Raw genomic sequence first — 26314 nt, 5'->3', positions numbered from 1 at the left:
AGATGTTAGATAATCAGTGTGACAACCAACCCGTCGTGCATGCATCAGATGACCCCGCAGCGGATTATGCAATCAGGTTGCCTAATGCATTTATTAATCGATGCTTTGCAGATATTTTCCCTAAAATTAAATCCGAGCTACGTGGCACTCTCTTTGATGAAGAGTTGGGTGCTACGCTGACGTGGGAGTTGTCTGAAGAGCCTGAATTAATTAGTCCAAAAGCTTCGCCTGAGATGGTATGTTATTTGGTTATCAGTGTGGAAGTGGAGGGTAAAAAGACAGCAGGTGCCGTTGTTTACCTACATGATCATTTGTATTTCTTTGAAAAATCAAATGGGTATTTTCTGAAATTTTCTGGGTCGCCATACATTCAACTTTTCCCTAACGACGAGTTTCTGCTGATTGTACTCGAGAACAAGATGAGTGATGTTATAAGTGTGATAAATAAAATTCTTTCTGTAGTCCTGATTCCTCGGGATGTTCCTGATTTTTTCACGACAATGCCACCGATGTATATACATTCTTTTCCATATAATGCGCCCGCGGCTACCGGTTTTGCTCTTCGATCATTTTATTTTCGCAACAATATTGCCCAGCACACATTGGGCGATAATGAGTCGCGTGTCTTAGGGCTGCACGAGTCGGTCGAGTCAGAACGAGGTGAATATGATGATGTTTTTCGTGTTCAAATAAGCCATCATCTTTTGGAGACAGTGATCACAGAAAAGTTCTGGGATCCGATGCCCAAAGAATTTGCTGAAGAGGGTGCACTTATTCGCCTGCTGAGTTTTAACCTGGAAATGGAGGATGATTACCTTGCATTGATGGTTGAATTGGGCGGCCGCGTAAGAGCCGACGTACCTGGATTTGACCCTGAATGGTCAGTCGATTTTAAAGCGCCTCTTGATGTGCGTCTTAAGGTGTTCGTGGCGGAAGATAAAACAATCAGGATCAAGTACGACGAGACCCATTTCCCCGGTTTTGATCTTGTGGCAAACAATCAGTGGGCGGCTCTGTATGAGAACCTGATTCCGGGCTTGGCAAAAATGATTGCGTCTGAAGTTGGGGGCGCAATGGTGAGTAATGTCACAGACGTGGTCGGCGACATTGATGAATTTCTATTTGAGTTGCCTGCCGAAACGTTCGATATTGGTGATAAATCCGTAACGGTGTTTCCACACATGACTGATATCCGTTCTTATAGTATTGGTGGAAGCTATTATTTGAATTTTGCTGGGGTTATGAATACCTCGGTAAATACACGCTAAGAGCCTATTAAGCCGAGTGGGGGGGAGTTATCGTGCGCTCGCTCCCTCCGGTGCATGAATTTTACTCAGCACGAAGGGGAGCCGAAGCTCCCCTTTAATGTGTCGATGCTTGCACTGTTTTTATTATTGAAGGGCGGTGTATTGTTGTTTTTGGAACTCACCCTTTGCTGCGTTGTGTGCGACCCCATTCAGGGTCAAGAGCAAACGTATTTTTTTGAGCGCTGATCCACTTTTATCACCGGCTATCAAACCTGTGATCCAACCTGAACGGGTGCTACCTGAGGGTAGTTTTATTGTTCTCTGCCCGGTTGCGAGGTGGCTCTTAAGCTCCCCGGAAAAGTAAACCTTCTCCAAAAAAATCTGTTAGCTGCGTCTCTGCCGTGTTGTTTTTGTTATGTCAGAGTCGTTTCGTATTGTTTTTATTGTGTTGCTGCATTTTTTATTCTTGTTATGCCATAGAGATAGCAGGAGCCGTGCCAACTTTTTAAAAGCTATAAAAATCAATGGGTTGGGAAAATTTCGAAAAAAAACCGGCCTTTGTGTGGGCCGGTTTGTTTCCGTGTTACTCGTTTGCAGGCGCGTGCGGTAACACTGCGCCACACTTTTCAGCCCAGTCGTGCTTTGGCCACCCGTGACCCCGTAACACGGCCCAGAACCTTGCAGATGTACTCTCCGGCCAGCAGCAGCTTGTCCATGTCCACGCCGGTGTCGATACCCATCCCGTTGAGCATATACAGCACATCTTCGGTGGCGACGTTACCGCTGGCGCCTTTCGCGTAAGGGCAGCCGCCCAGCCCCGCAATTGAACTGTCGAAGACGCTGATGCCTTCCTGCAAGCTGGCGTAGATGTTGACGAGCGCCTGACCGTAGGTGTCATGGAAGTGACCGGCGAGTTTTTCACGAGGGACGTATGCCGTGACCGCTTCGAACATTGCCCTAGTAGCCGTTGGGGTTCCGGTACCGAGAGTGTCCCCCAGTGAAACTTCGTAACAGCCCATGGCGTAGAGTTCTTTGGCAACAGCCGCGACCTGTTGCGCGCTGACCTGGCCTTCATAAGGGCAGCCCAGCACACAGGACACGTAGCCACGCACGCTGACACCCTGTTGGCGGGCAGCCTCGATGATGGGCTCGAAGCGCGCCAGGCTTTCGCTGATTGAACAATTGATATTGCGTTGTGAAAAGGCCTCGGAGGCGGCAGCAAACACGGCTACTTCTTTGACGCCTGCGGCCACAGCATCCTCGAAACCGCGCAGATTGGGCGCCAAAGCACCGTAGACCACGCCCGGTTTGCGCTGAATGCGCGCGAACACATCTGCCGAGCCCGCCATTTGCGGCACCCACTTGGGCGAGACAAAGCTGCCGACTTCGATATAACTCAAGCCCGCCTCCGTCAGTGCATCAACCAGTTGCACCTTGTCCGCCACGCTAATGGGTTGGGCTTCATTTTGCAGGCCGTCGCGAGGGCCAACTTCAACCAGGCGCACATGGGTGGGGAGGTTCATGGGGTCACCGTGTAGACAGAGAGAGGTGTGGGTCAGCACATGGCTGCATGTGCAGTCAGCTTGCATCCTGGCTTTTAATGGTCTGCTCCAATGCCTGGAGGCAGCGCTCTTCGGCAGTGTCCAGCTCAAGCTGCATTTGCTGTATGTCCAGCAACTGTTGCTCCAGTTGTTCACGGCGCTCGGCAATTTTTGCCAGCATGCTGTTCAGTTGTTTTTGATTGCCCTGGGCGGGGTCGTAAAGCTCGATTAATTCGCGGCACTCGGCCAGTGAAAAGCCGATGCGTTTACCGCGTAATATCAGCTTCAGGCTGACTTTGTCGCGGGCCGAATACACTCGTTCCTGGCCGCGTCGCTCAGGGGAGAGCAAGCCTTGCTCTTCATAAAAACGGATGGCGCGGGTGGTGATGTCCAGCTCACGGGCCAGGTCGGAAATACTGTACGTCTGGCTGCTCATGGGCGCGCTCTTGATTCATCTTGGGCTTAAGCTACTGGCTGCTTGACGTTTACGTCAAGCGCACTGGCACTGGCGGATTTATTTTCCAGCGCAATCTGCTGCTGGCATACCTCGATCAATTGCTCACGCATCCAGCGATTGGCCGGGTCTTGTTCGGTGCTTTCATGCCAGTACAAATGGGTTTCTACATTGGGCAACTCAGGGAGGGGCAACGCCACAAAATGCAAGGCGTGGCGCCGTGCAAAGCGCTCGGGCACTGTCATCACCATATCGGTTTGCTGCAGCACATTGGTCGCCATCAGATAGTGTTGCGAGCGCAGTGTGATTTTGCGTTGGCGACCGATTTTTCCGAGTGCCAGGTCGACTTGGCCCAGGCCGTTACGTCGCGTCGAAATGTGGATGTGGGTCAGCGCCAAGTACTCATCGAGGCTGATTTTGGGTTTGCCGGCAAATGGATGCCCTTGGCGCATTGCGCACACGTAACGATCTTCCATCAACTTGACGTGACGCACTTGCGGGTCGGTATTGAGCGGTGCATCCACGGCGAAATCCAGCCGCCCCGCGGCCAGATCGCTGGTGGTTTCGCGCCGGTGGGCGAGGAAGCTATCAACCACGACGGCTGGTGCCTGGCGACGCAAACGTTGAAACAAGGGCGGCAGGATCACCGCCTCAGACAGGTCAGTCATGCTGATCCGAAATGTTTTGCTGGCTTGCAACGGATTGAAAATCCGACTTTCTTGCACCGACACACGCAGCAGGGCCAATGCGCTGCGCACCGGGCTGATGATGTTCTGAGCCATAGGCGTGGGCACCATGCCTTGAGCGGTGCGCACAAACAACGGGTCGTTGAAGCTTTCGCGCAAGCGGGCCAGTGCGTTGGACACTGCAGGCTGGGTAATCCCCAGTATTTGGCCCGCGCGCGTCAGGTTGGCTTCGGTGTAAATCGCGTCAAAGACGACAAACAGATTGAGATCGACCTTGTTCAGGTTCATGGCGCTTCGCTCTTGTTATCGGGTCATACGAGGTCGCAAAACTATATTGCTTATGAATGGTAATACACGCTGTAAATAGACAACGCAAATGAAGCAAGGCTGATCTAGCATCGGCGAGTACTTATTCCAGTCTTCCCGGTAACAGGTAACCCTCAATGGATTTCGCTTATTCCCCGAAAGTTCAAGCGTTGCGCGAGCGTGTGACGGCATTTATGGACACCCATGTGTACCCGGCAGAAGCCATTTTCGAACAGCAGGTGGCTGAGGGAGATCGCTGGCAACCGACTGCGATCATGGAGGACCTTAAACGCAAGGCTAAAGCGCAAGGGTTATGGAACTTGTTTCTGCCGGGGTCTGAAGCAGGGGCGGGACTGAGCAATCTGGAATACGCACCATTGGCCGAAATCATGGGGCGCTCGATGCTCGGCTCGGAGCCATTTAATTGCTCGGCTCCTGATACCGGGAATATGGAGGTGCTGGTGCGTTACGCCAGTGAGGCGCAAAAAAAGCAGTGGCTTGAGCCGTTACTATCCGGGGACATTCGCTCGGCGTTTGCGATGACTGAACCCGATGTGGCTTCATCCGATGCAACCAATATGGCCGCTCGGGCGCTGCGTGATGGCGACCATTGGGTGATCAATGGCCGTAAATGGTGGACCTCGGGCGCCTGTGACCCTCGCTGTAAAATCCTGATTTTTATGGGCCTGAGCAACCCTGAAAACCCTCGCCACCAACAGCACTCAATGATTCTGGTGCCGGTCGATACACCGGGGGTAAAAGTCGTGCGCCCGTTGCCGGTGTTTGGTTATGACGATGCGCCCCATGGTCATGCCGAAGTCCTGTTCGATAATGTCCGGGTGCCGTACGAAAACGTACTTCTGGGTGAGGGGCGAGGTTTTGAAATTGCTCAAGGTCGTCTTGGCCCGGGGCGTATACATCATTGCATGCGTTCGATTGGCATGGCTGAGCGTGCGTTGCAATTAATGTGTGAACGTTCGCTGGCGCGTCATGCGTTCGGCAAACCGCTGGCTCGATTGGGAGGCAATATCGACAAGATTGCCGACTCGCGAATGGAGATCGACATGGCACGGCTGTTGACGCTCAAGGCGGCGTACATGATGGACACGGTCGGGAACAAAGTCGCCCGCAGTGAAATTGCGCAGATCAAAGTGGTCGCGCCGAATGTAGCGTTGAAGGTGATTGATAGAGCCATTCAGATGCATGGCGGGGCGGGGGTTTCTGGGGATTTGCCGCTGGCTTACATGTATGCCATGCAGCGCACGTTACGACTGGCCGATGGCCCGGACGAAGTTCACAGAGCAGCAGTCGGCAAGCTGGAACTGGACAAGTACGCCTAGGGTCTGTTGCCGTTTCATTGCAAGCCGCGTCGCTGGGTCAAACTTAGCCACCCCATGGGTTTAATACACCCACACCTCAACGCGACGGTTTTTGAGGCGGCCTTCATCCTCGGCGTTATCGGCCACAGGCATTTGCGCGCCGTAGCCACGAATTTCACGTAATACGACGCCGCTTTTGACCAGCTCACGGCGCACGGTCATCGCCCGCAGTTTCGACAACAGTTGCGCGCGCTCGGTGTCGTTTTTGGCATCGCCAAAACCTACCAAGGTGATGTGTTGAGTGAGCTTGTCATGGGTTCTCAAATAGTCGACTACACGGACTAAATCCTGACGGGCCTTGTTGTCGAGTGTCGCGCTACCTTCTTCAAATCGAAAATTGACAGACAGGCGCTGAGCTTCTTTGGTCAGTGACTGATAGTCCTCGGGCATATGTTCCCCGGCCACTACGCGATTGGCTTGCACGCTCTGCGCAATAAAACCGTTCTGCGCGACAATCGCTTGCCCTTGAGGGCTTTGGGTGAAGTTGAACAATGACTGGGCCAGCGAATTCGGGTTATTTGGCGGCAGATAGAAAAACAGGCGCCGCGACAGTGGGTAATCTTCGCTGGCGATCAGGCTGTCGAGCGGTAACATCGGTTGCGAAGGGCCATCGGCAATCGCTACGGCTTTGGCCGCACGAATGTACGGCAGGCCAATAAAGCCGATCGCTTGCGGGTCATGGCTGACCGCATCGGATAACTGCTCACTGGACTCAAAGCGCTGCGCCGCGAGACTTAAACTCAGATTCGCGCGGTTAAGCACCACCTCTTTAAAGGTGTCCCATGTACCGGACTGATTATCGCGGGCATAGAGATGAATTGTCCCGCCGACCCCACCCAGTGCTTCCCAGGTGCTGACCCGGCCACTGAAGATGTCGGCCAGTTGTTCTGTCGTGAGTTGATTGAGCGGGTTGCCGGGATGAACAATGATTGCCAGGCCGTCAATGGCGATGACGTGTTCGGCTTCCGGGCTTTTCAGGTCACCCAGCGCCTCAAGCTCGACCAGTTCAGCGTCTTTGATGGGGCGTGAGGAGGCAACCATATCCGCCAGCCCTGCGTTGAGTGCCGCGAAGCCGGTGCCTGAACCGTGGGCCGAAACATCCACGCGAACCTGCTGCCCCAAGGCGTTGGTGCCGACAATGCTGTGCTCGTTAGGGGGCGTGGCGGGCACGCTGTGAATGTTGCGCAGGCCCTGTTCGGCCAGCATGGCGCGCACCAGTGCCGGGCCGAGATTGGCGCCAATGGTATTAGACCCTTGAATGCGCAAGTCGCTCGCAAAGGCCATGCCGGTTATTGAACACACCACCATCCACACCATCAATCGCAGCATCAGCGGCCACCTTCCTGGAGCCAGAAATGAGCCAGCAATTTAAGTCAGGTGTGTTACCGGCGCATGACGGTGGAGGTTAATGTGCTTGCAACTCAGCTCAATTCAAGCCAGACAGGTGCATGGTCGGACGGCTTTTCCATGGCGCGCAGGTCGTAGTCGACACCCGCGTCCTTGATGCGGTGCACCAGCCCTTGGGAGGCCAGAATCACGTCGATGCGCAGACCACGTTTTGGCTCGTCCTCAAAGCCACGGCTGCGATAGTCGAACCAGCTGAAGCGGTCTGTGACGTCCGGGTGCAGGTAGCGAAAACTGTCCACCAGGCCCCAGCCCTTGAGGCGCTCCATCCACTCGCGCTCTTCAGGCAAGAAGCTGCATTTGCCGGTTTTCAGCCAACGCTTGGCATTGTCCGGGCCGATACCGATATCGCAGTCTTGCGGAGAAATATTGATATCGCCCATAACTACCAGCGGTTGTTCATTGCTGAACTGACTTTCGAGCAGTTGTTGCAGGTCACTGTAAAAACGTTGTTTGGCCGGGAACTTGGTGGGGTGGTCGCGGCTTTCGCCCTGTGGGAAGTAACCATTCATGATGGTCACGGGCTGGCCATTTTCGTCGGCGAAAGTGCCCCAGATAAAACGGCGCTGTGCGTCTTCTTCGTCGGTGGCAAAGCCTTTGTGCAACTCAAGGGGTTCTTTTCGCGACAGCAGGGCGACGCCGTAATGGCCTTTTTGACCATGGAAATAGACGTGATAACCCAGCGCCTGAATGTCGGCGAGGGGGAATTGATCGTCGTGGACTTTGGTTTCTTGCAGGCCGATGACGTCGGGCTGATGTTTTTCGATCAGCGCTGCCAGCTGATGTGGCCGAGCGCGCAGGCCGTTGATGTTGAATGAAACGATTTTCATGGGCAGGCAGTCCTGAATAAAACTGCGATGTTAGCGGTCAGCGTGCAGTGGGGCAAATGCACTGCTAACGTAGGAAACTCGCAGCCCCGATTGAACTGTTATGCGCCTCGGGGGCTCGTACTCATTAAGACGTGTCGCTATCCAGGCGCCACCGAGGGGACATTCATGACACAAGCGTCGAACGCCACATGCCAGATTCAGATGCTGGACAGCGGCTATTCAAAGGAAGCACGTGCGCTGCTGTATCAGGCGTATCGTCAGGAACCGACGTTTCAGTACCTGTTCGAAGCGAGTCGCCCGGGCTATGAACGACGGATGCGGGCAACCATTCGGGCATTGGTCAAACAGCATTTCTTTCAGGACTTACCGGCCTTGGGGCTTTTGGTCGATGATCGCTTGGTGGGTATTGCCTTGATTGCACCGCCCCTGAGGCGTCTGGGCATCACTGAAAGTTGGGCATGGCAACTGCGCATGTTGCTCACGGCCGGTCTGCGTGGCACGCGCCGTTATCTGAACTACCATAACGCCGTGCTGGCGTGCATTCCCGGTGATGCCGTGCATATGTTACCGCTGCTCGGAATTCACCCGCAGTTTCAGGGTTTGCACTATGGCGAGCAATTGTTGGAAGCCGTTCATAACTGGTGCGCAGCGGATGAACATTCCGAAGGTGTAGTGCTCGACACCGGCAATGAACACTATCTGGAATTTTATAAGCGTCAGGGTTATGTCCAGATTGGAGAGGTGGCCATAGGCCCGGTCGTGGAGCATGTATTTTTCCATGCCAACCCTCAGGTGTTACACACTGCAACAGCATAAGCCCGCGTTTATGCTCCGTGGCGCGCTCTAAGTCCAGCCTTGTCCGTGATAGCATCCGCGCCTATGAAGTTTCCAGGAAGATTCACCAGTGCTTTTGTCCTGTTGATCAGCAGTTGCGCGGCATTTGCCCAAAGCGAACTGGTGGTCAGGGTCAAACCCGCAAACAATGCCCTCAAGGCCAATGTGGAAGGCTATATCGGCAGCCTCGGCGATCGCGACGAGGAGGCCTTGTTGCGCTTCAAGCGTGGCGCGATAGAGCAGGCCCTGAAAGCCTCCCAGGCCTTGGGTTATTATCAACCCACCATTGATGCCGAGGTTAAAGCCGGCGATCCACCGCGTTTGGAGTTGAACATTGATCCCGGCGAGCCGGTGCATCTGCGCAACGTCAATGTGCGTGTCGAAGGCCCGGCTTCATCACTCAAGGCCTTTCAAATACCGGCCAGTGATGACCTGAAACCGGGCGCTGTGCTCAATCAAGGCAACTACGAAGACGCCAAGCGCATGATCCTCAACCGTGCGCTGCGCTATGGTTTTTTCGATGGCAAATTCCTCAAGCACGAATTGCTGGTAGACCCCAAAGGCGGGTTTGCCGATATCAACCTTGTGTATGACAGCGGCCCCCGTTACACACTCGGGAAGGTCACATTTGCGGGCAATGCGCCCTTTGATCAGACCTTGCTTGATCGGCTGGTGCCTTTCAAACCCGATACTCCCTACGACTCCCAACTGATTGCAGAGCTCAATCAAAACCTGCAAAGCAGTGGCTATTTTGAAACGGTGCAAGTGGGTGCCGCGCCGAGTACGGCCGTCGGTACGGTCATTCCGGTTGACGTCGATTTGTATACCCGTAAACCGCGCACCATGACGTTGGGTCTGGGCTATTCGACCGACATGGGGCCGCGCGGCAAAGCCAGCTGGACGCGCCATTGGGACAACCCCCGTGGCGACAGTTATGGTTTTGAGTCCGAAATTTCTCAGCCCAAGCAGAACGTCGGGGCCTGGTATGACATCCCGCTTGACCCGCCTCTGACCGATAAATTGCGCTTTGCTGCAGGCTATCAATACGAAGAAATCGCCAATACCGACACGTTGAGCAAGTTGCTCACCCTGGGCCCTGAATGGCACAGCAAAATGGACAACGGCTGGACGCGGGTAGTGTTCCTGCGCTGGCAACATGAACAGTACCGCCTGGGGGATGACTCGGGGTTGAGCACGTTGCTGCTGCCGGGGGTGAGTTTTTCGGTGGTGCGCAGTGATAACCGTATAGACCCGAGCCACGGCTACAGCGTGACCTCCAGCATAGAAGTGGCCAAAGAAGGCCTGATGTCGGACACCAACCTGTTACACGGTGACGTGCAATTCAAGGCGTTGACCACCTTGTGGGAAAAACACCGTTTTCTGGGGCGAGTTCAATTCGGCGGCAGCGCCACCAACGGCTATAAGCAAGTACCGCCTTCCTTGCGGTTTTTTGCGGGCGGTGACCAAAGCGTGCGGGGCTATGCCTATCAGAGTCTGTCACCCAAGAACTCCGAAGGTGACCGCATCGGTGGGCGCTACATGTTGACGGGCAGCCTCGAGTATCAATACCAGTTCGCAGAGAAATGGCGCTGGGCCACGTTCGTTGACCAAGGCAATGCATTCAATAATCTGGAACTGCCCAGCTTGAAGACGGGCGTAGGCGTGGGCATTCGATATATCTCGCCGATAGGCCCGATACGACTCGATCTGGCTCATGCGCTGGACGATGACGGTGGTATCCAACTGCACTTCTCGATGGGGCCTGAACTGTGATTCGTGGTTTGAAAATTGCCGGCTTTGTCGTCTTGGTGTTGGTGTTGCTGGTCGTTGTCAGCCTCGGCGTTATTTTGGGTACGCAAACGGGCAGCCGTTGGGTGCTGGCTCAAGTACCGGGTCTGCAGGTGGACAACTTTAACGGCCGTCTGGGTGCGCAGTGGAGCGCCGATCACCTGTTGTGGGAGCAAGGCACCAGCCGCGTAGAAGTGACCCGGCCGATTTTCGCCTGGTCGCCGGGCTGCCTGACCCGTATGACCTTATGCATCGACCAGCTACAGGCGGATCAAGTCAGCCTGCAATTCCCGCCGAGCGAAGACAGCAGCAGCGGCCCGGTCAGCTTGCCGGAACTGAAATTACCCCTGGCTATTGAAGTCGGTGTGATTAAAGTCGGCAACGTGCTGTTTAACGGTATCGAGCAGCTCAAAGGCTTGCAGATGGCGGCGCAGTGGACGGCCAAAGGTTTGCAGATCGACGCCGTCAAGGTCGAACGTGAAGACCTGAGCGTGAACCTGTCGGGGTTGTTGCAACCCAATGGTGACTGGCCACTGGCGTTACAGGGGACGATCAATTTGCCATCCCCGGACAAACAGCCCTGGGCGCTGGCGCTGAACGTCGAGGGTCATTTACGCACAACCTTGAACCTGACGGCTGACAGCAGTGGTTATCTCAACGCCCACCTGAAGGGCGATGTTCAGCCCTTGGCGGAAAACTTGCCCGCGCAGGTGAGCATTACCTCCGAGGCGTTCAAGGCCAGCCCGGATCTGCCTGATACCTTGCAACTCAATCAATTGCTGCTCACCGCCAAAGGTGATCTCAAGACCGGCTATGCCTTGAAGGGCACGGCCAGCTTACCTGCTGAAAACAGCCCGGTGAGTGTGTTGCTTGAAGGTCGAGTGGACAGCAAAGGCGCACAGGTTTCAGCGCTTGACCTGACCTCCAGTGCTCAGCAGCGTTTAAAGCTAGCCGGGAAAGTGGATTGGCAAAAAGGGCTGAGCGCCGAAGCCACCATCGACTGGCTCGAGTTCCCTTGGCATGACCTGTACCCCGTGATCGCCAAACCGGACGTGGATCTGCGCACATTCAACGGTGAAGTGTCTTACACCGACGGCAAGTACCTGGGCAACTTCAAGGCGGATCTGGATGGCCCGGCAGGTGCTTTCAGTGTCGCCAGCCCATTCAGTGGTGACCTGGGGCAAATCTTCCTGCCAGAGCTAAAACTGGTGGCAGGGCAGGGCAAGGCTGAGGGGCACGTTAACGTAAAGTTCACCGACGGCGTGGCGTGGGATACGGCGCTGGATTTGAGTGCGCTCAACCCGGCGTATTGGGTGGCTGAATTGCCGGGGACATTGGCAGGCCCGTTGCGCAGCACAGGCTCCTTTAAAAATGAGCGGCTGGAACTGGACGCCAACCTTGATCTCAAAGGGCGTTTACGTGGGTTGCCGGCACTGCTGCAAGCCAAGGCGCAAGGTGCTGGCGAGGCATGGACGGTCAGCACGCTGGACATTCGTCTGGGTGATAACCGCATCAATGGCACGGCCAATTTGCAGAAGCAACTCAAAGCGCAGCTGGAATTGAACCTGCCGCGTTTGGGCCAGTTATGGCCCGACCTGCGCGGTCAGCTTAAAGGCCGAGTGGACATGGCCGGCACGCTCAAGGCCCCTGAGGGCAAAGTAGCGCTGCAAGGTCAGCAGTTGGCGTTTGCCGACAATCGCCTGCAAAGCCTGACGCTGGACGCCACACTGGATCGCAATCAGCGTGGCCGGCTTGACCTCAAGGGCAGCGGTATTCAGGCGGGTGACACCCAGCTGGGTGTATTGACGGTGGGTGCTAGCGGTGACATCAAACGCCAGCAACTGCAATTGGCGCTGCAAGGGCCGATGCTTCAACTTGGGCTGGCGCTGGAAGGCGCACTGGATAACGACAATTGGCGGGGCCGACTGACCCGCGGCGACGTGAAGGCGGGTGGACAAGATTGGGTGCTGCAAAACCCGGCGCGGCTGGAGCGACTGGCCGACGGCAAAATCAATTTGGGCGCGCAGTGCTGGACCTCTGGCCCGGCCAGTTTGTGCAGTGAAGATCAGCGGCTGATGCCGGATCCCAAGCTGCGCTTCCACCTCAAGCAGTTCCCTCTCGACAGCTTGGCGCAATGGTTCCCCAAAGACTTCCAATGGCAAGGGCAACTTAACGCCGACCTTCTGCTGGACGTGCCAGCCAGTGGCCCGAAAGGTCAGGTCGTGGTCGATGCCAGCGGTGGCACCTTGCGGATTAAAGATAAAGGCCAGTGGCTGGATTTTCCGTACCAGACCTTGAAACTCACCAGCAATTTAACCCCGAGCCGCGTCGATACTCAGTTCAACTTCAATGGCGGCAAACTGGGCCAACTGGTGCTCAATGCACGGCTTAATCCGTTGCCCCAAAGCAAGCCGGTGACGGGTGATTTCCGACTGAGCGGTCTGGATATTTCTGTGATTCGTCCTTTTGTGCCGATGGTCGAGAAACTCACCGGCCAGTTGAACGGTTCAGGGACTATTTCTGGTGGACTGCTCGCGCCCCATATCAACGGCAATGTCGCGTTGAGCGGTGGTGAGATTTCCGGGCCACAGTTACCGACCAACTTTGAAAACTTGCAATTGAGCGCCGTGATCAACGGTGAAACAGCGCTGCTCAATGGCGGCTGGACCAGCGGCAAACAAGGGCAGGGCAGCATCAGCGGCGACGTTGCGTGGGGCAAAGCGATGTCCGTTAACGTGCTGGTCAAGGGTAATAACCTGCCTGTAACGGTTGAACCTTACGCCAAACTGGACGTAGCCCCTGACCTGAGAATCACGCTAAAACCTGATAACACGCTCTTGGTTGCGGGTAAGGTAAACATCCCGAAAGGTGAAATCACCGTACGAGAATTACCACCATCGACGGTCAAGGTGTCGGATGACACCGTCATTATTGGCCAGCAGGCGACCGAGAGCGAGCCGCCCATGGTGATCGACATGGACATCGACGTCGTGGTGGGGCAGGAGCTACTGACCTTCAGCGGCTTTGGCCTGAACGCGGACATCGCAGGGCAAGTGCACATTGGCAACAACATGGACACCCGTGGTGAGTTACGGCTGAACAACGGTCGCTACCGGGCTTATGGCCAGCGGTTGACCATTCGCCGTGCGAGGTTGTTGTTTACCGGGCCGATAGATCAGCCCTACCTGGACATCGAAGCGATTCGCCAGACCGATGACGTGATCGCCGGAATTCGACTGACCGGCAGCCCTGAGCAACCTACAACGCAAATCTTCTCTGAACCGGCCATGAGCCAGGAACAGGCCTTGTCGTACCTGATTCTGGGTCGCCCTCTGACGGGCAGTGGCGAAGACGACAACTTGCTGGCACAAGCTGCGTTGGGGTTAGGCCTGATGGGCAGTTCGGGCGTGACCACCAGCCTGGCGAACCATCTGGGACTCAAGGATTTTGAACTGGACACAGAAGGCAGCGGAGACAGCACGTCGGTCGTGGCCAGTGGCAAGATCAACGATCGCTTGAGCGTGCGCTATGGCGTGGGCGTGTTTGAGCCGGCCAGCACCATTGCCTTGCGTTATAAATTGAGCAAACGGGTATATGTGGAAGTGGCGAGCGGGATAGCCAGTTCGCTGGATATTTTCTACAAGCGCGATTTCTAACGCCGAAGGCGTGAAGTTGCAGTTGCGGTTGCGGTTGCGGTTGCGGTTGCAGTTGCAGTTGCAGTTGCAGTTGCGGTTGCAGTAGATCTTGATCTGGTTTTTGATCTTGATCTGCCGCCCCTTTCGGTAGGCCGAGTGGAGGTTCTGCGTAGTGGGTCGACCGGCATGGATGCCGGGAGAGCTGCGATCGGGCCAAGGATGGCCCGTCGCAGCGTGCCCACGGAGCGGGACCGGAGCGAGGGAACTTGAGCGCAGCGAAAGCCGTACGCAGGGGCAAGGACCTTTTGCTTACTTTTGGGGCTGTTTGCCAAAAGTGAGCCGCCGTAAGGGCGGAACCCGTAGAAAGTCTTATTACATCCAATGGATATGTACGCGGTTTATATAACTGGAGCACTGAGTACATATCCATTGGATGTGTAAATTCTTTCTACGGGTTTCGCCCTTACGGCGAGGTACTTTTGGCAAACGCCGAGTGTCGGACCATCCCAAAAATACCCAAAAGGTCTGCGCCCTACCATACGGCCGAGCTCGCCTAGGCTGGCTCGGCGTCCTGCCTCGTCCCCCCCATAACAGCACCTGCGTTCAGCCTCCTGTGAGGGGCCTCCGTGTTGTGCCCACGGAGCGGGGCCGGAGCGAGGGAACTATTAAGAGCCCTGACACTGCGAACCTTGAAAAAACCAGTCAATTTTCTCGCTGGATGGGAATCAAAACCACAGTCTGAGAATCATGCCCTATAGTGCGGCCATGACCGACCCAGAAAACAAAAGCATCGTAGATCGCGTATTGCATGTCCTGGTGTGTATCGCCAAGGCCGGCCATCCGATCGGCGCCAAACGTATCGCCGCCCAGGTTGGTATGCCGTTGAGCACCGTCTACCGGCACCTTGGCGCGCTGAAAAAGTGGGGCCTGGTTCAGGAACACATGGCCACGGGGCTGTACGAACCCGGCGCTACGGGGGTGCTACTGGCCAGGGGGTTTGACCAGAACTCCTACCTGATCAACCAAAGCCGCGACGAAATCAGCGCGCTGGTAGAAAGCACCGGCGAAAGTGTCGGCTTGCTGGTGTACACCAACGAACAAGTGGTGTGCATCGCCATGGAAGAAAGTACGTTGTCATTGCGCTGCTCGTTTACCAAGGGCCGTGCGCATTCACTGATGTACGGGGCGTCGGCCAAGGCCTTGCTGGCTTTTTTGCCCCGTCTGCTGCAAAAACGCTTGATCGAAGAACAGCTGGGCCATGACCCGGTCGCCGTGGACGCCCTTGAAAAGCAGGTCGCCGAGATCCGCAAGAAGGGCTACGCCACCAGCGAAGGTGAAGTGGACCAGGGCGTGTGGGGGATCAGCGTGCCGCTGATTTCCGACAATGAACGCCTGGAAGGAACCATAACCCTGATGGCGCCATCGCTACGCGTAGGCGCCAGGGAAGAAGAGCTTATAAAAATGACAATAAAAGCGGCCAGCCGCATCTGCAACCGATTCTAACCTGCCGGTTACATCACGATTTGGCCCACTCAGAATCTCGAGGAACACCTTATGAAGTTTTCCAGGCTGCTCGCGGCCGTTACAACCGCATTCACCCTGCTGTCCACCATCCCGATGGCTGCCACCGCGGCGGGTGACGTGATGCGGGTTGGCACCGATGCCACCTTCCCGCCCATGGAGTTCATCAAGGACGGCAAACGCACCGGCTTCGATGTAGAGCTGATCGAAGCGCTGGGCGCACAGATGAACAAGAAGGTCGAATGGATCGATATCGGCTTCAAGGGGCTGATCCCCGGTCTGATTTCCAACCGTTTCGATGTGGCAGCGTCGGCCATCTACATGACTGACGAGCGCCGCAAGGTCGTCAACTTTACTGACCCGTATTTCCGTGGCGGCCTGGCGGTAGTGGTACTCAAGGATGACCAGAGCATCAATAGCCCGGCGGACCTGAGCGGCGACAAAAAAGTCTCTGCTCAAGTCGGTACCAAATCCATCTCGTTTCTGAAGGACAACTACCCCACTGCCAGCGTGGTGGAGGTGGAGAAAAACCAGGCAATGTTCGACCTGCTGACCATCGGCCGGGTAAACGCCGCAGTGACCGGTCGCCCGGCCGCCATCGAGTTCGCCAAGTCTGAGCCGCGCGTGCGCGTGCTGGATGAAGGCCTGACCACCGAGCTGTACGGTTTCGCCCTGCGCAAGAACGACGCCGAACTGGCGCAACAGATGAATACCGCGTTGCAAACCCTTCGCAGTAACGGCGAATACGCCGCGCTGACTCAGAAATGGTTTGGTACCCAGGAATAACCACGGCAGCGGGCGATTACGCCCGGTGTTTCCCTGAAGCACTACCTGCGGAGTAAACCATGGATCTCGATTTTTCCCCGGTGTGGGATGGCTGGCGCGCGCTCGCTTCCGGCGCCGCCGTTACCATTGAAATCACCCTGGCGGCGCTGATACTCGGCTGCGTGCTCGGGCTGTTGATCGGCCTTGGCCGCCTCAACCCCAAGCGCCGCATCATCTATGGCGTGTGCACCACGTACCTGACGCTGATACGCGGCACCCCACTGCTGGTGCAACTGTTTATTCTGTTCTTCGGCCTGCCGCACTTCGGCATCCAGCTGCCGGCTTATGTCTGCGGCATTTTCGGCCTGGGCATCTATAGCGCGGCCTATGTCTCGGAGATTGTTCGCGGCTCTATTCAGTCGGTGGAAAAAGGCCAGATGGAAGCAGCTCGCTCCCTCGGTCTGCCTTACAAGATGGCGATGCGCAAGGTGATCCTGCCGCAGGCATTTGTGCGCATGATCCCGGCACTGGGCAACGAATTTGTCGCACTGATCAAGAACTCCGCGCTGGTGTCGCTGCTGACCATTGCCGACGTGATGCATGAGGGCGAAAAGATCATCAGCGTGTCGTACCGCTCCCTCGAAGTGTATTTGGCCATTGCGGCGGTTTACCTGGTGCTCACCGGCACCACCACGCTGATTCTGCGCCACACCGAAAAACTGCTTCGTGCTGAAGGAAGAGTCTGATGAACGCGCCCATTATTGATATCAGCAACCTGAGCAAGTCATTCGGCACTCACCATGTATTGCGCGGCATCGACTTCAGTGTCCAGCCCAGCCAGGTGGTGGTGATCATCGGCCCCAGCGGCTCTGGCAAAAGCACTTTCCTGCGCTGTATGAACGGCCTGGAAACCGCCGAGGGCGGCACTCTGGTCGCCTGCGGGCACACCGTGGTCGAGCAGGGCCGCATGATGAGCGAAGAAAAACTCGACGCCCTGCGCAGCGAAGTCGGCATGGTGTTCCAGTCCTTCAACCTGTTCCCGCACCTCACCGTATTGGAAAACATCACCCTGGCACCCATGTCGCTGCGCGCCACGCCACGCAAGCAGGCGCATGCCCTGGCCATGCAGCTGCTGGAAAAAGTCGGGCTGGGGCACAAGGCCGATGTGTACCCGGGCACGTTGTCTGGCGGGCAGAAACAGCGCGTGGCGATTGCCCGGGCGCTGGCAATGGAGCCCAAGGTGATGCTGTTCGACGAACCCACCTCGGCGCTCGACCCGGAACTGGTCGGCGAAGTATTGCAAGTGATGCAAAACCTGGCCGCCGAGGGCATGACGATGATCATCGTGACCCACGAAATGGGCTTTGCCCGTGAAGTGGCGGACATTGTGGTGGTAATGGACCAGGGCGTTATCGTCGAGGCCGCACCGCCAGCGCAGTTGTTCAGTGCCCCGAAGCAGGAGCGCACGCGCAGTTTCCTGCAGGGCATCCTGGCCCGCGAGGCGTCCCATGCCATTTGAAGTGCTGGCCCTTGCCGACATCCCGGCTGTGCCCTGGAAGAACCACGCCGGCATTACCCGCGAGCTGTGTATCGAGCCGCCGGGCAGTGACCTGAACACATTCATCTGGCGCGTCAGCGTTGCCGAAGTGGCGGCCGACTCTGCGTTTTCGACCTTCGACGGCATTGATCGCACCATCGTTTTGCTCAACGGCAGCGGTCTGCATCTACAACTTCCGGGTGGGCTGCTGCACCCGCTTACCAGCGCCTATCAGCCGTTTACCTTCGCCGGTGAGTTGCAGGTGCAGGCAACGGTGCAAGGCGGGGCCACTCGGGATTTCAACCTGATGGTACGGCGCTGCGCCGCTACCGGCAGCATCGCCGTGTACAGCTGCCCGCAGCAATTGCTGCTGGCAGCCAATGCCAGCCTGCTGTTCGTTGCCCGGGGCGAGGCGTTGTTGACCGATGCAGATGGCCGTATGCAGCGCCTGCGCGCGGGTGACCGGGTGTGCTTCGGCGAAGGCCAGGCAAGGCCGCAGTTGCAGTGCGGCACCGACGCCGTGGTGCTCGCGGTGCATATCGACAAGAAGTGAATCGCTCATTGCCAGAGGTTATCGTGAACACCCACGCCCCCCACAACACCACAACCGCGCGCAGCCTGTTCGCAGAAGTCGCCCTGCTGCCCGGAGGCTGGCAAGAGAACGTCATGCTGCGCTGGGACGATGCTGGCGACCTGTGTGAAGTCCGCTCGGGGGCTACAGCCCCGGTAGGCACGCCAAGAGCCGCCGGCCCAGTGGTCAGCGGCATGCCCAACTTGCACTCGCACGCCTTCCAGCGCGCCATGGCCGGGCTGACCGAAACCCTGGGTGACCCGGCCGACTCGTTCTGGAGCTGGCGCACCTTGATGTACCGCTTTGCCCAGCGCCTGCTGCCGCACCACCTGCACGCCATTGGCCGGCACCTGTACATCGAGATGTTGAAGGCCGGCTACACCTCGGTGTGTGAATTCCACTACGTGCACCACGGCGCCGATGGCCAGCCCTACGACAACCCGGCAGAGCTGGCCGAACAGATCGTGCGCGCCGGCGAGGAAGTCGGCATCGGTATGACCCTGCTGCCGGTGCTTTACCAGTACAGCGGTTTCGGCCAAAGCGCACCGCTGGCACATCAGCAGCGTTTTATTTCCTCGCCCGAGTGGATATTGGGCCTGCGCGAACGCATGAAACAGGCCTTGCCGGAAAACGGCAATCGCCGGTATGGCGTAGCTCCGCATTCGTTGCGCGCTGTATCGCAGGCCTCCCTGCAAGCACTGGTCGAAGGGCTGCAGCATTCTGACCCGCAGGCACCGATTCACATCCATATCGCCGAACAGACCCGCGAGGTAGATGATTGCCTCGCCAACCTGGGCCAGCGGCCGGTGCAGTGGCTGCTGGAACACCAGGCGATAGACAGCTGCTGGTGCCTGGTGCACGCCACCCATATGGACGACAGTGAATACGCCGCGGTAGCCCGCAGCGGTGCCACCGTGGGGCTCTGCCTGACCACTGAAGCCAATCTGGGCGACGGCCTGTTCGACGCCCGCCAGTACCTCGCGGCCGGCGGCCAATGGGGCGTCGGCTCGGACAGCAATACCTGCGTCAACCCATTTGCCGAGTTCCGCCTGCTGGAATATGGCCAGCGCCTGAGCCAGCGCCGGCGCAATGTGCTGGCCGACCAGGCCACCCCAGTGGTAGCCGACCGCCTGTTCAGTCAGGCACTGGCGGGCGGCGCCCGGGCGACCGGCCGAAACGTGGCAGGGCTGGCCGCCGGCCAGCGGGCAGACTTTGTAGTGCTCGACCGCGACGCCCCGAATATCGGCGATCGGCCACACGGCCTGCTGCTGTCGGCGCTGGTGTTCTGCGAGCACGGTGGCAACCCGGTGCGCGATGTGTTCGTGGGTGGTCAGCAGGTAATTGATAACGGCCAGCACGCCCTGCAAGAGCAGGCCCGCGCAGGGTATCGCGCAACCTTGGCCGACCTACTGAATGAAACCGCATAACCCGGAGGCCCCATGAACGACGAAACAGTTTTCAGCCTGCAGCAAGGCACAGGCCCGCTGCTGATTTCCATGCCCCACGTGGGCACTCATCTGCCCGCCGACATCCGCCCGCAACTGAGCGAGACCGGGCTGGCAGTCGACGACACCGACTGGCACATCGAGGCACTCTACGACTTCTCTATCGGCCTGGGCGCCTCGTACCTGCAGCCGACCTGCTCGCGCTACGTGGTCGACCTGAACCGTCCCGCCGACGGTGCCAACCTGTACCCCGGGCAGAACACCACCGGCCTGTGCCCGCTGACCACCTTCGACGGCGTACCCCTATACCGCGAAGCCTGCGAGCCGGATGAAGCCGAAATCCAGCGCCGCCTGGCGCTCTACTGGCACCCTTACCATAACGCCCTGCAGGCAGAGCTGGCGCGCATAAAGGCGCTTCACGGCTATGCGCTGCTGTGGGAAGCGCACTCGATACGCTCGGTGATACCGCGGCTGTTCGAAGGTACGTTGCCAGTGTTCAACTTCGGCACCGCAGACGGCGCCTCCTGCGACCCAGCCGTTGCTCAAGGCTTGCTGGCCACGGCCCAGGCACGCATGCCCGACCTGCCCGCCGTACTCAACGATCGCTTCAAGGGCGGCTACATCACTCGCACGTACGGTAACCCTGCGCAGGGCGTGCACGCCGTGCAGCTGGAGCTGGCGCAGCGTGGCTACATGGAGGAAGTGCCGCCGTATGCGCTGGATGATCAGCGGGTGGCGCGGTTGAAGCCGGTGCTGCAGGCGTTGATCGAGGCGTTTATGGGTTTCAGGCCGGTGTAATGGCCCAGTGCTATAAAATCCGCTGTTCGCTCGCTTGAACGACTTGGGCCTTGAAGGATTTCGGACAGGACTTACATTGGCACCTGGCGATCCTGAGATTAATGGTGATTGTGTCCGCTTATGCGGACACAATCGTCCTTAATACTCTGGGTCGGAAGGTGTGTTCGCCAGCCGCTTACCTACAAGCTACAGGTCCGAAGCTTTTATCTGAAAGCTGCGTTCATCCAACCCAGACAGTGGAGCTTTCATGGATCGATTCAACGCGATGTTGGTGTTCACCCGTATCGTTGAGTTGGGCGGTTTTGCCAAAGCCGCCGACAGCCTGCAAATGCCCCGTGCATCGGTCACCGTGCTGATTAAGCAACTGGAAGCGCATTTAGGCGTGCAGTTGCTGCATCGCACCACACGCCAAGTCAGCCCCACGCTGGACGGCGCTGCCTACTACCAACGGTGTGTCCATCTGCTGGCCGATCTGGAAGAGGCCGAAGGATTGTTTCGCAGCAACCAACCCAAGGGCACCTTGCGGGTTGAAATGCCTGCAGCGGTTGGGCGGCTGGTGGTGTTCCCGGCTTTGCCCGAATTTACCGGGCGTTACCCGTTGATCAATCTCGAGATCGGCCTCAATGACCGCCCCGTGGACTTGATCCGCGAAGGGATTGATTGCGTCATTCGCGGCGGGTTAACGATGGATGATTCGCTGGTGGCGCGGCCATTGGTGCAGATGGATCAGGTGACCTGCGCCAGCCCGGCTTACCTGCGCGCTCACGGCATACCGCAATCCCCTGACGAGTTGAGCGGTCATCAAGTCGTGGAGTACTTTTCCAGCGCATCGGGAAAACGCTACGGGCTGGAATTTAAATTCGGCAATGAGGTGCGTTTGATCGATCTGCCCAAACAGGTCTCGGTCAATAGCGCAGAAGGCTACTTGGCGGCTTGCGTGGCGGGCTATGGGCTGGTGCAATCACCGCACTATCACGTGGCTCAGCTGGTACGTGAAGGGCGTTTGCAAGAAGTCTTGAGCGAGCATGAGCCGCCGCCTCTGGCATTGACCGCCCTGTATCCAGCGCATCGGCAATTGTCACCGCGCGTTCGGGTGTTTGTAGACTGGTTGGTGGACCTCTGTTCACGTCCAGCCAGCGGCTTTCGTCGAGCTAAATCCAGCTAGGATCTGTTCCCCTTGCAGTGCAAACCGCCCGGCGGCAATGAAACGGGAACAGACCCTGTAGCCTTTTTGCGGTGTAACATGGCCCCCGAATCAACGCGGGCCAACCCGCAGTCACGAAATGTTTGCTACATTTTTCAGCATATTTTCAGCCTTACTTTCAGGAACCGGTAATGACCCCTTCGCAGCGCTTGAAATACTCGATTCTGATCTCACTGGTGGTTCTGGGGATCATGTTTGGTCTTTCGTACATGCAAAACCACGGCATGATCTCCGAGAAAATGTTCCAGTACATCGCCATCGGTGTGGCGGTAGTGGTTGTTGTGATCAATGGCGTGATGCGCCGTAAAACCAAGATTTAAGCCTCGATTTTACCCATGAGCACAGCCTCGGCCTGCGGATGCAGGCTGTAGCTTTTATCGCTGTTGAGCACCACCACACCCTCGCTGCATAAGCGCTTCAACACTTCGCGCACACTCAGAAATGACAGCGGAATATCCAGCGCCTGCAAGTGGCTGTGCATCCCCCTGACCCCCAATCGTCGATCGTTTCCAGCGGCTGTCAGCAGCGCATCAATGACCTTGAGCCGCACCAGGCTGGTACGTAGCCCGAAATATTTAAGCAGGTGGCGTATGCGTTCGTTGCCTTGCAAAGGCGTGAGCGTTTTCAGCAAACCTGAGTTCGGCTGAAACACGGTTTCGCAATGTGGTTGACTACCATCCGTTGGTATTTGCGAGTTGTGCATGCAAAAAACTCCTTTTCAGAGCCTGATCAGGAAAATAAAAAATGCTCTCAGTTAACTAGACGTATGAGCGGTGAAAATCATGAACCCTTACGTGTAGAAATTCTGTTATGGCGAGTGCTGTATCCGTCACCGGCCCTTTCTATACGGGCGTTTACACCGTGATTAAATTTTTTTCACCGGCTTCGTCTTAAGGGGGCCGGGGGGTGGGTTTCAATTCGATCACGCTGCCTGGCTTATCCCTCGATCCAGCAGGAGTACGCGTGATTAATTACCGGCCATTAAGCAAAGTGTGTCTTGGCGCCGTGTGCCTGGGGCTGAGTGTTTCAGCCTTGGCCCAGCCCGCCGTCAGTGATGTCAGTGCAGAGATTCGGCGCACGACGTTTGGCGTGCCTCATATTCGCGCCGCCGATGAGCGCGGTCTGGGTTACGGCATTGGGTATGCCTATGCTCAGGACAACCTGTGCTTGCTGGCCAACGAAGTGGTCACGGTCAATGGCGAACGTTCGAAATACTTTGGGCCTCAGGCGTTGACCCTTGAGCAGCGAGACAATCTGGCCAGTGATGTGTTTTTCAACTGGCTGAACACGCCCGAGGCGGTCGCGGCTTTTTGGCAGGCACAAACCCCTGAGGTGCGAGACCTGATCGAAGGTTATGTGGACGGGTATAACCGCCAGCTCAGTGAGCGTAAAAACCTGCCCGCGGAGTGCGACAACGCTTCCGTTCGGCCTCTCACACCGCAGGATCTGGTCAAGTTGACCCGTCGTCTGCTGGTCGAAGGTGGCGTCGGTCAGTTTGCCGAAGCGTTGGTTGCTGCTGCGCCACCCCAGGCCACAGCACAGGTCGAGACTCGGGCTGGGCAATTCGAAATCGCAGCTGAGCGCATGCAGCGCTTTGCGCTGGACCGGGGGAGTAACGCGGTGGCCATTGGCAGCGAACGTTCGCAAACGGGACGCGCAATGCTTTTGGCCAACCCACATTTTCCGTGGGTGGGCGGTATGCGCTTCTACGAAATGCAATTGACCATACCCGGCAAGCTGAATGTGATGGGGGCGGCGTTGCCTGGGTTGCCGCTGATCAATATTGGCTTCAACCAGCATATGGCCTGGACTCACACGGTCGATACGTCGAAGCATTTCACCCTGTATCGCCTGGAACTCGACCCCAAAGACCCGACACGTTATCTGTTGGACGGCCAGTCAACACCCCTGACGAAGCAGACGGTCACGGTGAATGTGAAACAGGCAGATGGCAGCGTTCAGCCTGTGTCGCGGGTGATTTACAGCTCTGTATTCGGGCCGGTTGTGCAGTGGCCGGGCAAGCTCGACTGGAATGACCACACAGCCTTCAGTCTGCGTGATGCCAATCTGCAAAACGACCGTGTGCTGCAGCAGTGGTATGCGATGAATCAGGCGAACAGCCTCGATGCCTTGCAAGCCTCGGTGAGCAAGATTCAAGGTATTCCATGGGTCAATACATTGGCGGTGGATGACCAGGGGCAAGCGCTGTACATGAACGCGTCGGTGGTGCCCTATGTCGATGCGGCCAAGCTGGCGGCGTGCAGTGATCCGCGTGCAGGCCTTGAGATGATTTTGCTGGATGGCAGTCGCAGTGCCTGCGCGTGGACGATTGATCCGAGCGCGGCACAAAAGGGGATCTACCCGGCAAGCAAACTGCCGCAAATGCGCCGCAATGATTACGTACAGCATGCCAATGACTCGGCCTGGATGGCCAACCCCAATGCACCGCAGACCGGCTTTTCGCCGTTGATCAGCCAAGACAGTCAGCCATTGGGGCTGCGTGCCCGTTTTGCCCTGCAACGGCTCGGACAACCGGGGCGGCTGAGTATTAACGACTTGCAAGGCATGGTGATGGATAACCGGGTGTATCTGGCCGGGCAAGTACTGCCTGACCTGCTCAAGGTCTGCGATGGAGCCTCTGCGGCGGATAAGCCCACACTGACGCAGGTGTGCGCGAGCCTCAAGAATTGGGATCAACAGGCCAATCTGAACAGTGGCATTGGTCTGGTGCATTTCCAGAACATCATGGTGCCGTTGCTTGAGGTAGAGAATGTGTGGCGTGTGCCGTTTGACCCGTCCGACCCGCAGCACACGCCACGTGGGTTGGATGTGGAGCAACCGGCCGTGCGTGAAGCGGTGCGTACAGCATTGCTGGCTTCGGCAGCGGCGGTGACTGAAGCGGGTTTGAGCGCAGACGTCACGTGGGGTGATATTCAGCAAGTCAGCAGGGGTACACAGCACACGCCAATACATGGTGGTCCGGCGGCGTTGGGTGTGTACAACGCGATGCAAAGTGTTGCGGGTGAGGGCGCAAAGCGCGAAGTGGTCAGTGGCACCAGCTATTTGCAAACCGTCACATTCGATGAGCACGGGCCGCAGGCGCAGGGCGTGTTGGCGTTCTCGATTTCCAGTGATCCGGCGTCCCCACATTCACAGGATCAAACGCGGGCCTTTTCGAATAAGCAGTGGCAAAAATTGCCCTTTGCCGAAGAACAGATCAAGGCCGATCCGAGCTATCAGCGTGTGCAGATAAAGTCCCAACATCCGTAGCCGCTGGCGCAGGCTGAGTCCGGCGATGCAGCCTTACTATCGCTTCGCAATCGGACGTGGCCTGCGGCAACTGCTGCGAAATAGGGCGCTTAACCCTGTGGCTGCCCGTTTATCACGGGATTGCCGTTCTGGCTGATGCTCAGGTAGACCGGCAAGACTTTGGGCAGTGAGGTCACCAGACGATCAATGTCCTGAGTGTTGAATACACCACCAATGCGCAACTTGCCGGTTGCGCTGTCGGCTAGAACCAGCGGCGTATCCAGGTAACGGTTGATCAACGGTAATGCATCACTCAGAGACAGATTGTCCAGCACCAACTTGCCGTTGCGCCAGGCAAGATCTTGGGCGTTGGCGTAGGTCTGGTTGATCTGCGGGGCGTAATCGCCCGCTTTGTAACGCGCCTGCATGCCCGGTTCGAGGCGCAGGCCTTCGCCACTCAGGCGCTTGTTGCTGGTCACCAGCACCGAACCTTCCAGCAGCGTCACTTTGACCTGATCTTCATACGTCCACACATTGAATTGGGTGCCGGTGACGCGCACCTGGCCTTCTCCCGCCCTGACGAAAAAGGGGTGCGTGACATCGTGGCTCACCTTGAAAAAGGCCTCACCCTTGTTCAGGGTGACTCGACGCTGGTCTTTATAGTTGGCAAATGTCAGCTGCGTACCGAGGTTGAGTTCCACTTCACTGCCGTCCGGCAAGGTCACCGTTTTCAATTGCGTGTCGGCTTGCAGGCGTTGATAGGAACTCGGTACCCACCCCAGTTGCCAGCCACTGTAGGCCGCAACAGGCGCTGCGATCAGGGTGATGGCCGCTGCCACGGCCAATGTTTGCCAGCGCTTGCGGCGGGCCACTGGCAGCTTTTGCACCACCCCAGCCGCCATAGGCAGGGGCTGCTGCAAGTGTTCGCTGACGTCCCAGATGTCCAGCATGGCCTCATATTCAAACGCATGCAGCGGGTCGGCGTTTAACCATTCAGCGAACGCTTCACGTTCCCGGTCGGTGCAATCAGGCTCGTGCACGCGCATGCACCACTGAGCAGCGGCCTCAGTGATGGCATCGTATTGGGCTTCGGTGAGGCGTGTTTCGCTCATTAGTTCTC

22 protein-coding genes are annotated in these 26314 nt (G+C 57.2%); 15 read left to right on the top strand and 7 right to left on the bottom strand.

Going from position 1 to position 26314, the window contains the following annotated elements; genetic code table 11:
- Nucleotides 1-2 precede the first annotated feature (2 nt).
- Nucleotides 3-1268, top strand: coding sequence for a hypothetical protein (locus tag EQV93_RS14745; protein WP_240891818.1), 1266 nt, complete (start codon nt 3-5; stop codon nt 1266-1268).
- Nucleotides 1269-1873: 605 nt separating this feature from the next.
- Here the strand turns inward: EQV93_RS14745 and EQV93_RS14740 are convergent.
- From EQV93_RS14740 to EQV93_RS14730, 3 genes are read right to left on the bottom strand one after another with little or no spacing between them, the layout of a single operon-like run.
- Nucleotides 1874-2770 (bottom strand): hydroxymethylglutaryl-CoA lyase, encoded by an 897-nt coding sequence (locus EQV93_RS14740; protein ID WP_240891817.1) that lies wholly within the window; start codon nt 2768-2770, stop codon nt 1874-1876.
- 55 nt (nt 2771-2825) lie between these two features.
- Entirely contained in the window at nt 2826-3224 is a 399-nt protein-coding gene (locus tag EQV93_RS14735; RefSeq protein WP_122784924.1) for a MerR family transcriptional regulator, read from the bottom strand.
- A gap of 26 nt (nt 3225-3250) precedes the next feature.
- Nucleotides 3251-4216 (bottom strand): LysR family transcriptional regulator, encoded by a 966-nt coding sequence (locus EQV93_RS14730; protein WP_240891816.1) that lies wholly within the window; start codon nt 4214-4216, stop codon nt 3251-3253.
- Between the two features lie 155 nt (nt 4217-4371).
- On the opposite strand from EQV93_RS14730, the gene EQV93_RS14725 reads away from it, so the two are divergent.
- A complete protein-coding gene (locus tag EQV93_RS14725) occupies nt 4372-5574 on the top strand; it encodes an acyl-CoA dehydrogenase (protein ID WP_122784922.1) in 1203 nt (400 codons plus the stop codon).
- A 60-nt stretch (nt 5575-5634) separates the two neighbouring features.
- Here the strand turns inward: EQV93_RS14725 and EQV93_RS14720 are convergent, their stop codons facing one another.
- Both EQV93_RS14720 and xthA read right to left on the bottom strand, forming a co-directional pair.
- Entirely contained in the window at nt 5635-6930 is a 1296-nt protein-coding gene (locus tag EQV93_RS14720) for a substrate-binding domain-containing protein (RefSeq protein ID WP_240891868.1), read from the bottom strand.
- 104 nt (nt 6931-7034) lie between these two features.
- Nucleotides 7035-7847: an exodeoxyribonuclease III gene (xthA, locus tag EQV93_RS14715; RefSeq protein ID WP_122784920.1), complete on the bottom strand. Its 813-nt coding sequence runs from the start codon at nt 7845-7847 to the stop codon at nt 7035-7037.
- A gap of 165 nt (nt 7848-8012) precedes the next feature.
- On the opposite strand from xthA, the gene EQV93_RS14710 reads away from it, so the two are divergent.
- From EQV93_RS14710 to EQV93_RS14655, 12 genes are all read left to right on the top strand, one after another.
- On the top strand, nt 8013-8663 hold the full coding sequence (locus tag EQV93_RS14710) for a GNAT family N-acetyltransferase (protein ID WP_146386853.1): 651 nt from the start codon (nt 8013-8015) through the stop codon (nt 8661-8663).
- A 63-nt stretch (nt 8664-8726) separates the two neighbouring features.
- Nucleotides 8727-10454 (top strand): autotransporter assembly complex protein TamA, encoded by a 1728-nt coding sequence (locus EQV93_RS14705; protein WP_122784918.1) that lies wholly within the window; start codon nt 8727-8729, stop codon nt 10452-10454.
- Nucleotides 10451-14125, top strand: a complete 3675-nt coding sequence (locus EQV93_RS14700) for a translocation/assembly module TamB domain-containing protein (RefSeq protein WP_240891815.1) — start codon at nt 10451-10453, stop codon at nt 14123-14125. The genes EQV93_RS14705 and EQV93_RS14700 overlap by 4 nt, the downstream gene beginning before the upstream one ends.
- Before the next feature lie 744 nt (nt 14126-14869).
- A complete protein-coding gene (locus EQV93_RS14695) occupies nt 14870-15607 on the top strand; it encodes an IclR family transcriptional regulator (protein ID WP_122784928.1) in 738 nt (245 codons plus the stop codon).
- Nucleotides 15608-15658: 51 nt separating this feature from the next.
- Nucleotides 15659-16411 carry a transporter substrate-binding domain-containing protein gene (locus EQV93_RS14690; protein WP_146386859.1) on the top strand — a complete coding sequence of 251 codons (753 nt, stop codon included), beginning with the start codon at nt 15659-15661 and terminating at the stop codon, nt 16409-16411.
- Nucleotides 16412-16470: 59 nt separating this feature from the next.
- Nucleotides 16471-17136, top strand: a complete 666-nt coding sequence (locus tag EQV93_RS14685) for an amino acid ABC transporter permease (protein WP_240891814.1) — start codon at nt 16471-16473, stop codon at nt 17134-17136.
- On the top strand, nt 17136-17909 hold the full coding sequence (locus tag EQV93_RS14680) for an amino acid ABC transporter ATP-binding protein (RefSeq protein ID WP_272492652.1): 774 nt from the start codon (nt 17136-17138) through the stop codon (nt 17907-17909). Before EQV93_RS14685 ends, EQV93_RS14680 begins: the two co-directional genes overlap by 1 nt.
- Nucleotides 17899-18480: a HutD/Ves family protein gene (locus EQV93_RS14675; RefSeq protein ID WP_240891813.1), complete on the top strand. Its 582-nt coding sequence runs from the start codon at nt 17899-17901 to the stop codon at nt 18478-18480. Before EQV93_RS14680 ends, EQV93_RS14675 begins: the two co-directional genes overlap by 11 nt.
- A 23-nt stretch (nt 18481-18503) precedes the next feature.
- Entirely contained in the window at nt 18504-19925 is a 1422-nt protein-coding gene (locus EQV93_RS14670; protein ID WP_336247127.1) for a formimidoylglutamate deiminase, read from the top strand.
- Nucleotides 19926-19937: 12 nt separating this feature from the next.
- Nucleotides 19938-20741, top strand: coding sequence for an N-formylglutamate deformylase (hutG, locus tag EQV93_RS14665; protein WP_240891812.1), 804 nt, complete (start codon nt 19938-19940; stop codon nt 20739-20741).
- A gap of 247 nt (nt 20742-20988) precedes the next feature.
- Complete coding sequence (locus tag EQV93_RS14660) at nt 20989-21906, top strand: LysR family transcriptional regulator (protein WP_122784911.1); 918 nt, start codon at nt 20989-20991, stop codon at nt 21904-21906.
- A gap of 170 nt (nt 21907-22076) precedes the next feature.
- On the top strand, nt 22077-22265 hold the full coding sequence (locus EQV93_RS14655) for a hypothetical protein (RefSeq protein ID WP_122784910.1): 189 nt from the start codon (nt 22077-22079) through the stop codon (nt 22263-22265).
- Here the strand turns inward: EQV93_RS14655 and EQV93_RS14650 are convergent.
- Nucleotides 22262-22648, bottom strand: coding sequence for a fe2+ zn2+ uptake regulation protein (locus EQV93_RS14650; RefSeq protein ID WP_122784909.1), 387 nt, complete (start codon nt 22646-22648; stop codon nt 22262-22264). The two genes, EQV93_RS14655 and EQV93_RS14650, sit on opposite strands and share 4 nt — an antisense overlap.
- Nucleotides 22649-22908: 260 nt before the next feature.
- On the opposite strand from EQV93_RS14650, the gene pvdQ reads away from it, so the two are divergent.
- The gene (pvdQ, locus tag EQV93_RS14645; RefSeq protein WP_240891811.1) at nt 22909-25215 is read left to right on the top strand and encodes a bifunctional acylase PvdQ; all 2307 of its coding nucleotides are present in this window, start codon (nt 22909-22911) and stop codon (nt 25213-25215) included.
- Nucleotides 25216-25304: 89 nt separating this feature from the next.
- On the opposite strand, the gene EQV93_RS14640 is transcribed toward pvdQ, so the two are convergent.
- Nucleotides 25305-26306, bottom strand: a complete 1002-nt coding sequence (locus tag EQV93_RS14640; RefSeq protein WP_122784907.1) for a FecR family protein — start codon at nt 26304-26306, stop codon at nt 25305-25307.
- Nucleotides 26307-26314: the final 8 nt, after the last annotated feature.

The sequence above is a fragment of the Pseudomonas sp. TMW22091 genome, assembly GCF_022496705.1.
In the GTDB taxonomy this organism is placed as follows: Bacteria; Pseudomonadota; Gammaproteobacteria; order Pseudomonadales; family Pseudomonadaceae; genus Aquipseudomonas; species Aquipseudomonas saxonica.
Note: the sequence above shows the minus strand (reverse complement) of the source record. Positions and strands in the feature narration are given on the sequence as shown.

Bases quoted from the DNA above. Each gene is read 5' to 3' on its own strand.
- EQV93_RS14640 (WP_122784907.1), bottom strand. From the start codon at position 26,306: ATGAGCGAAACACGCCTCACCGAAGCCCAATACGATGCCATCACTGAG.
- EQV93_RS14660 (WP_122784911.1), top strand. From the start codon at position 20,989: ATGGATCGATTCAACGCGATGTTGGTGTTCACCCGTATCGTTGAGTTG.
- EQV93_RS14675 (WP_240891813.1), top strand. From the start codon at position 17,899: ATGCCATTTGAAGTGCTGGCCCTTGCCGACATCCCGGCTGTGCCCTGG.
- EQV93_RS14710 (WP_146386853.1), top strand. From the start codon at position 8,013: ATGACACAAGCGTCGAACGCCACATGCCAGATTCAGATGCTGGACAGC.
- EQV93_RS14650 (WP_122784909.1), bottom strand. From the start codon at position 22,648: ATGCACAACTCGCAAATACCAACGGATGGTAGTCAACCACATTGCGAA.
- EQV93_RS14745 (WP_240891818.1), top strand. From the start codon at position 3: ATGTTAGATAATCAGTGTGACAACCAACCCGTCGTGCATGCATCAGAT.
- EQV93_RS14730 (WP_240891816.1), bottom strand. From the start codon at position 4,216: ATGAACCTGAACAAGGTCGATCTCAATCTGTTTGTCGTCTTTGACGCG.
- EQV93_RS14725 (WP_122784922.1), top strand. From the start codon at position 4,372: ATGGATTTCGCTTATTCCCCGAAAGTTCAAGCGTTGCGCGAGCGTGTG.
- xthA (WP_122784920.1), bottom strand. From the start codon at position 7,847: ATGAAAATCGTTTCATTCAACATCAACGGCCTGCGCGCTCGGCCACAT.
- hutG (WP_240891812.1), top strand. From the start codon at position 19,938: ATGAACGACGAAACAGTTTTCAGCCTGCAGCAAGGCACAGGCCCGCTG.
- EQV93_RS14655 (WP_122784910.1), top strand. From the start codon at position 22,077: ATGACCCCTTCGCAGCGCTTGAAATACTCGATTCTGATCTCACTGGTG.
- EQV93_RS14685 (WP_240891814.1), top strand. From the start codon at position 16,471: ATGGATCTCGATTTTTCCCCGGTGTGGGATGGCTGGCGCGCGCTCGCT.
- EQV93_RS14705 (WP_122784918.1), top strand. From the start codon at position 8,727: ATGAAGTTTCCAGGAAGATTCACCAGTGCTTTTGTCCTGTTGATCAGC.
- EQV93_RS14720 (WP_240891868.1), bottom strand. From the start codon at position 6,930: ATGGTGTGGATGGTGGTGTGTTCAATAACCGGCATGGCCTTTGCGAGC.
- EQV93_RS14735 (WP_122784924.1), bottom strand. From the start codon at position 3,224: ATGAGCAGCCAGACGTACAGTATTTCCGACCTGGCCCGTGAGCTGGAC.
- EQV93_RS14690 (WP_146386859.1), top strand. From the start codon at position 15,659: ATGAAGTTTTCCAGGCTGCTCGCGGCCGTTACAACCGCATTCACCCTG.
- EQV93_RS14695 (WP_122784928.1), top strand. From the start codon at position 14,870: ATGACCGACCCAGAAAACAAAAGCATCGTAGATCGCGTATTGCATGTC.
- EQV93_RS14680 (WP_272492652.1), top strand. From the start codon at position 17,136: ATGAACGCGCCCATTATTGATATCAGCAACCTGAGCAAGTCATTCGGC.
- EQV93_RS14740 (WP_240891817.1), bottom strand. From the start codon at position 2,770: ATGAACCTCCCCACCCATGTGCGCCTGGTTGAAGTTGGCCCTCGCGAC.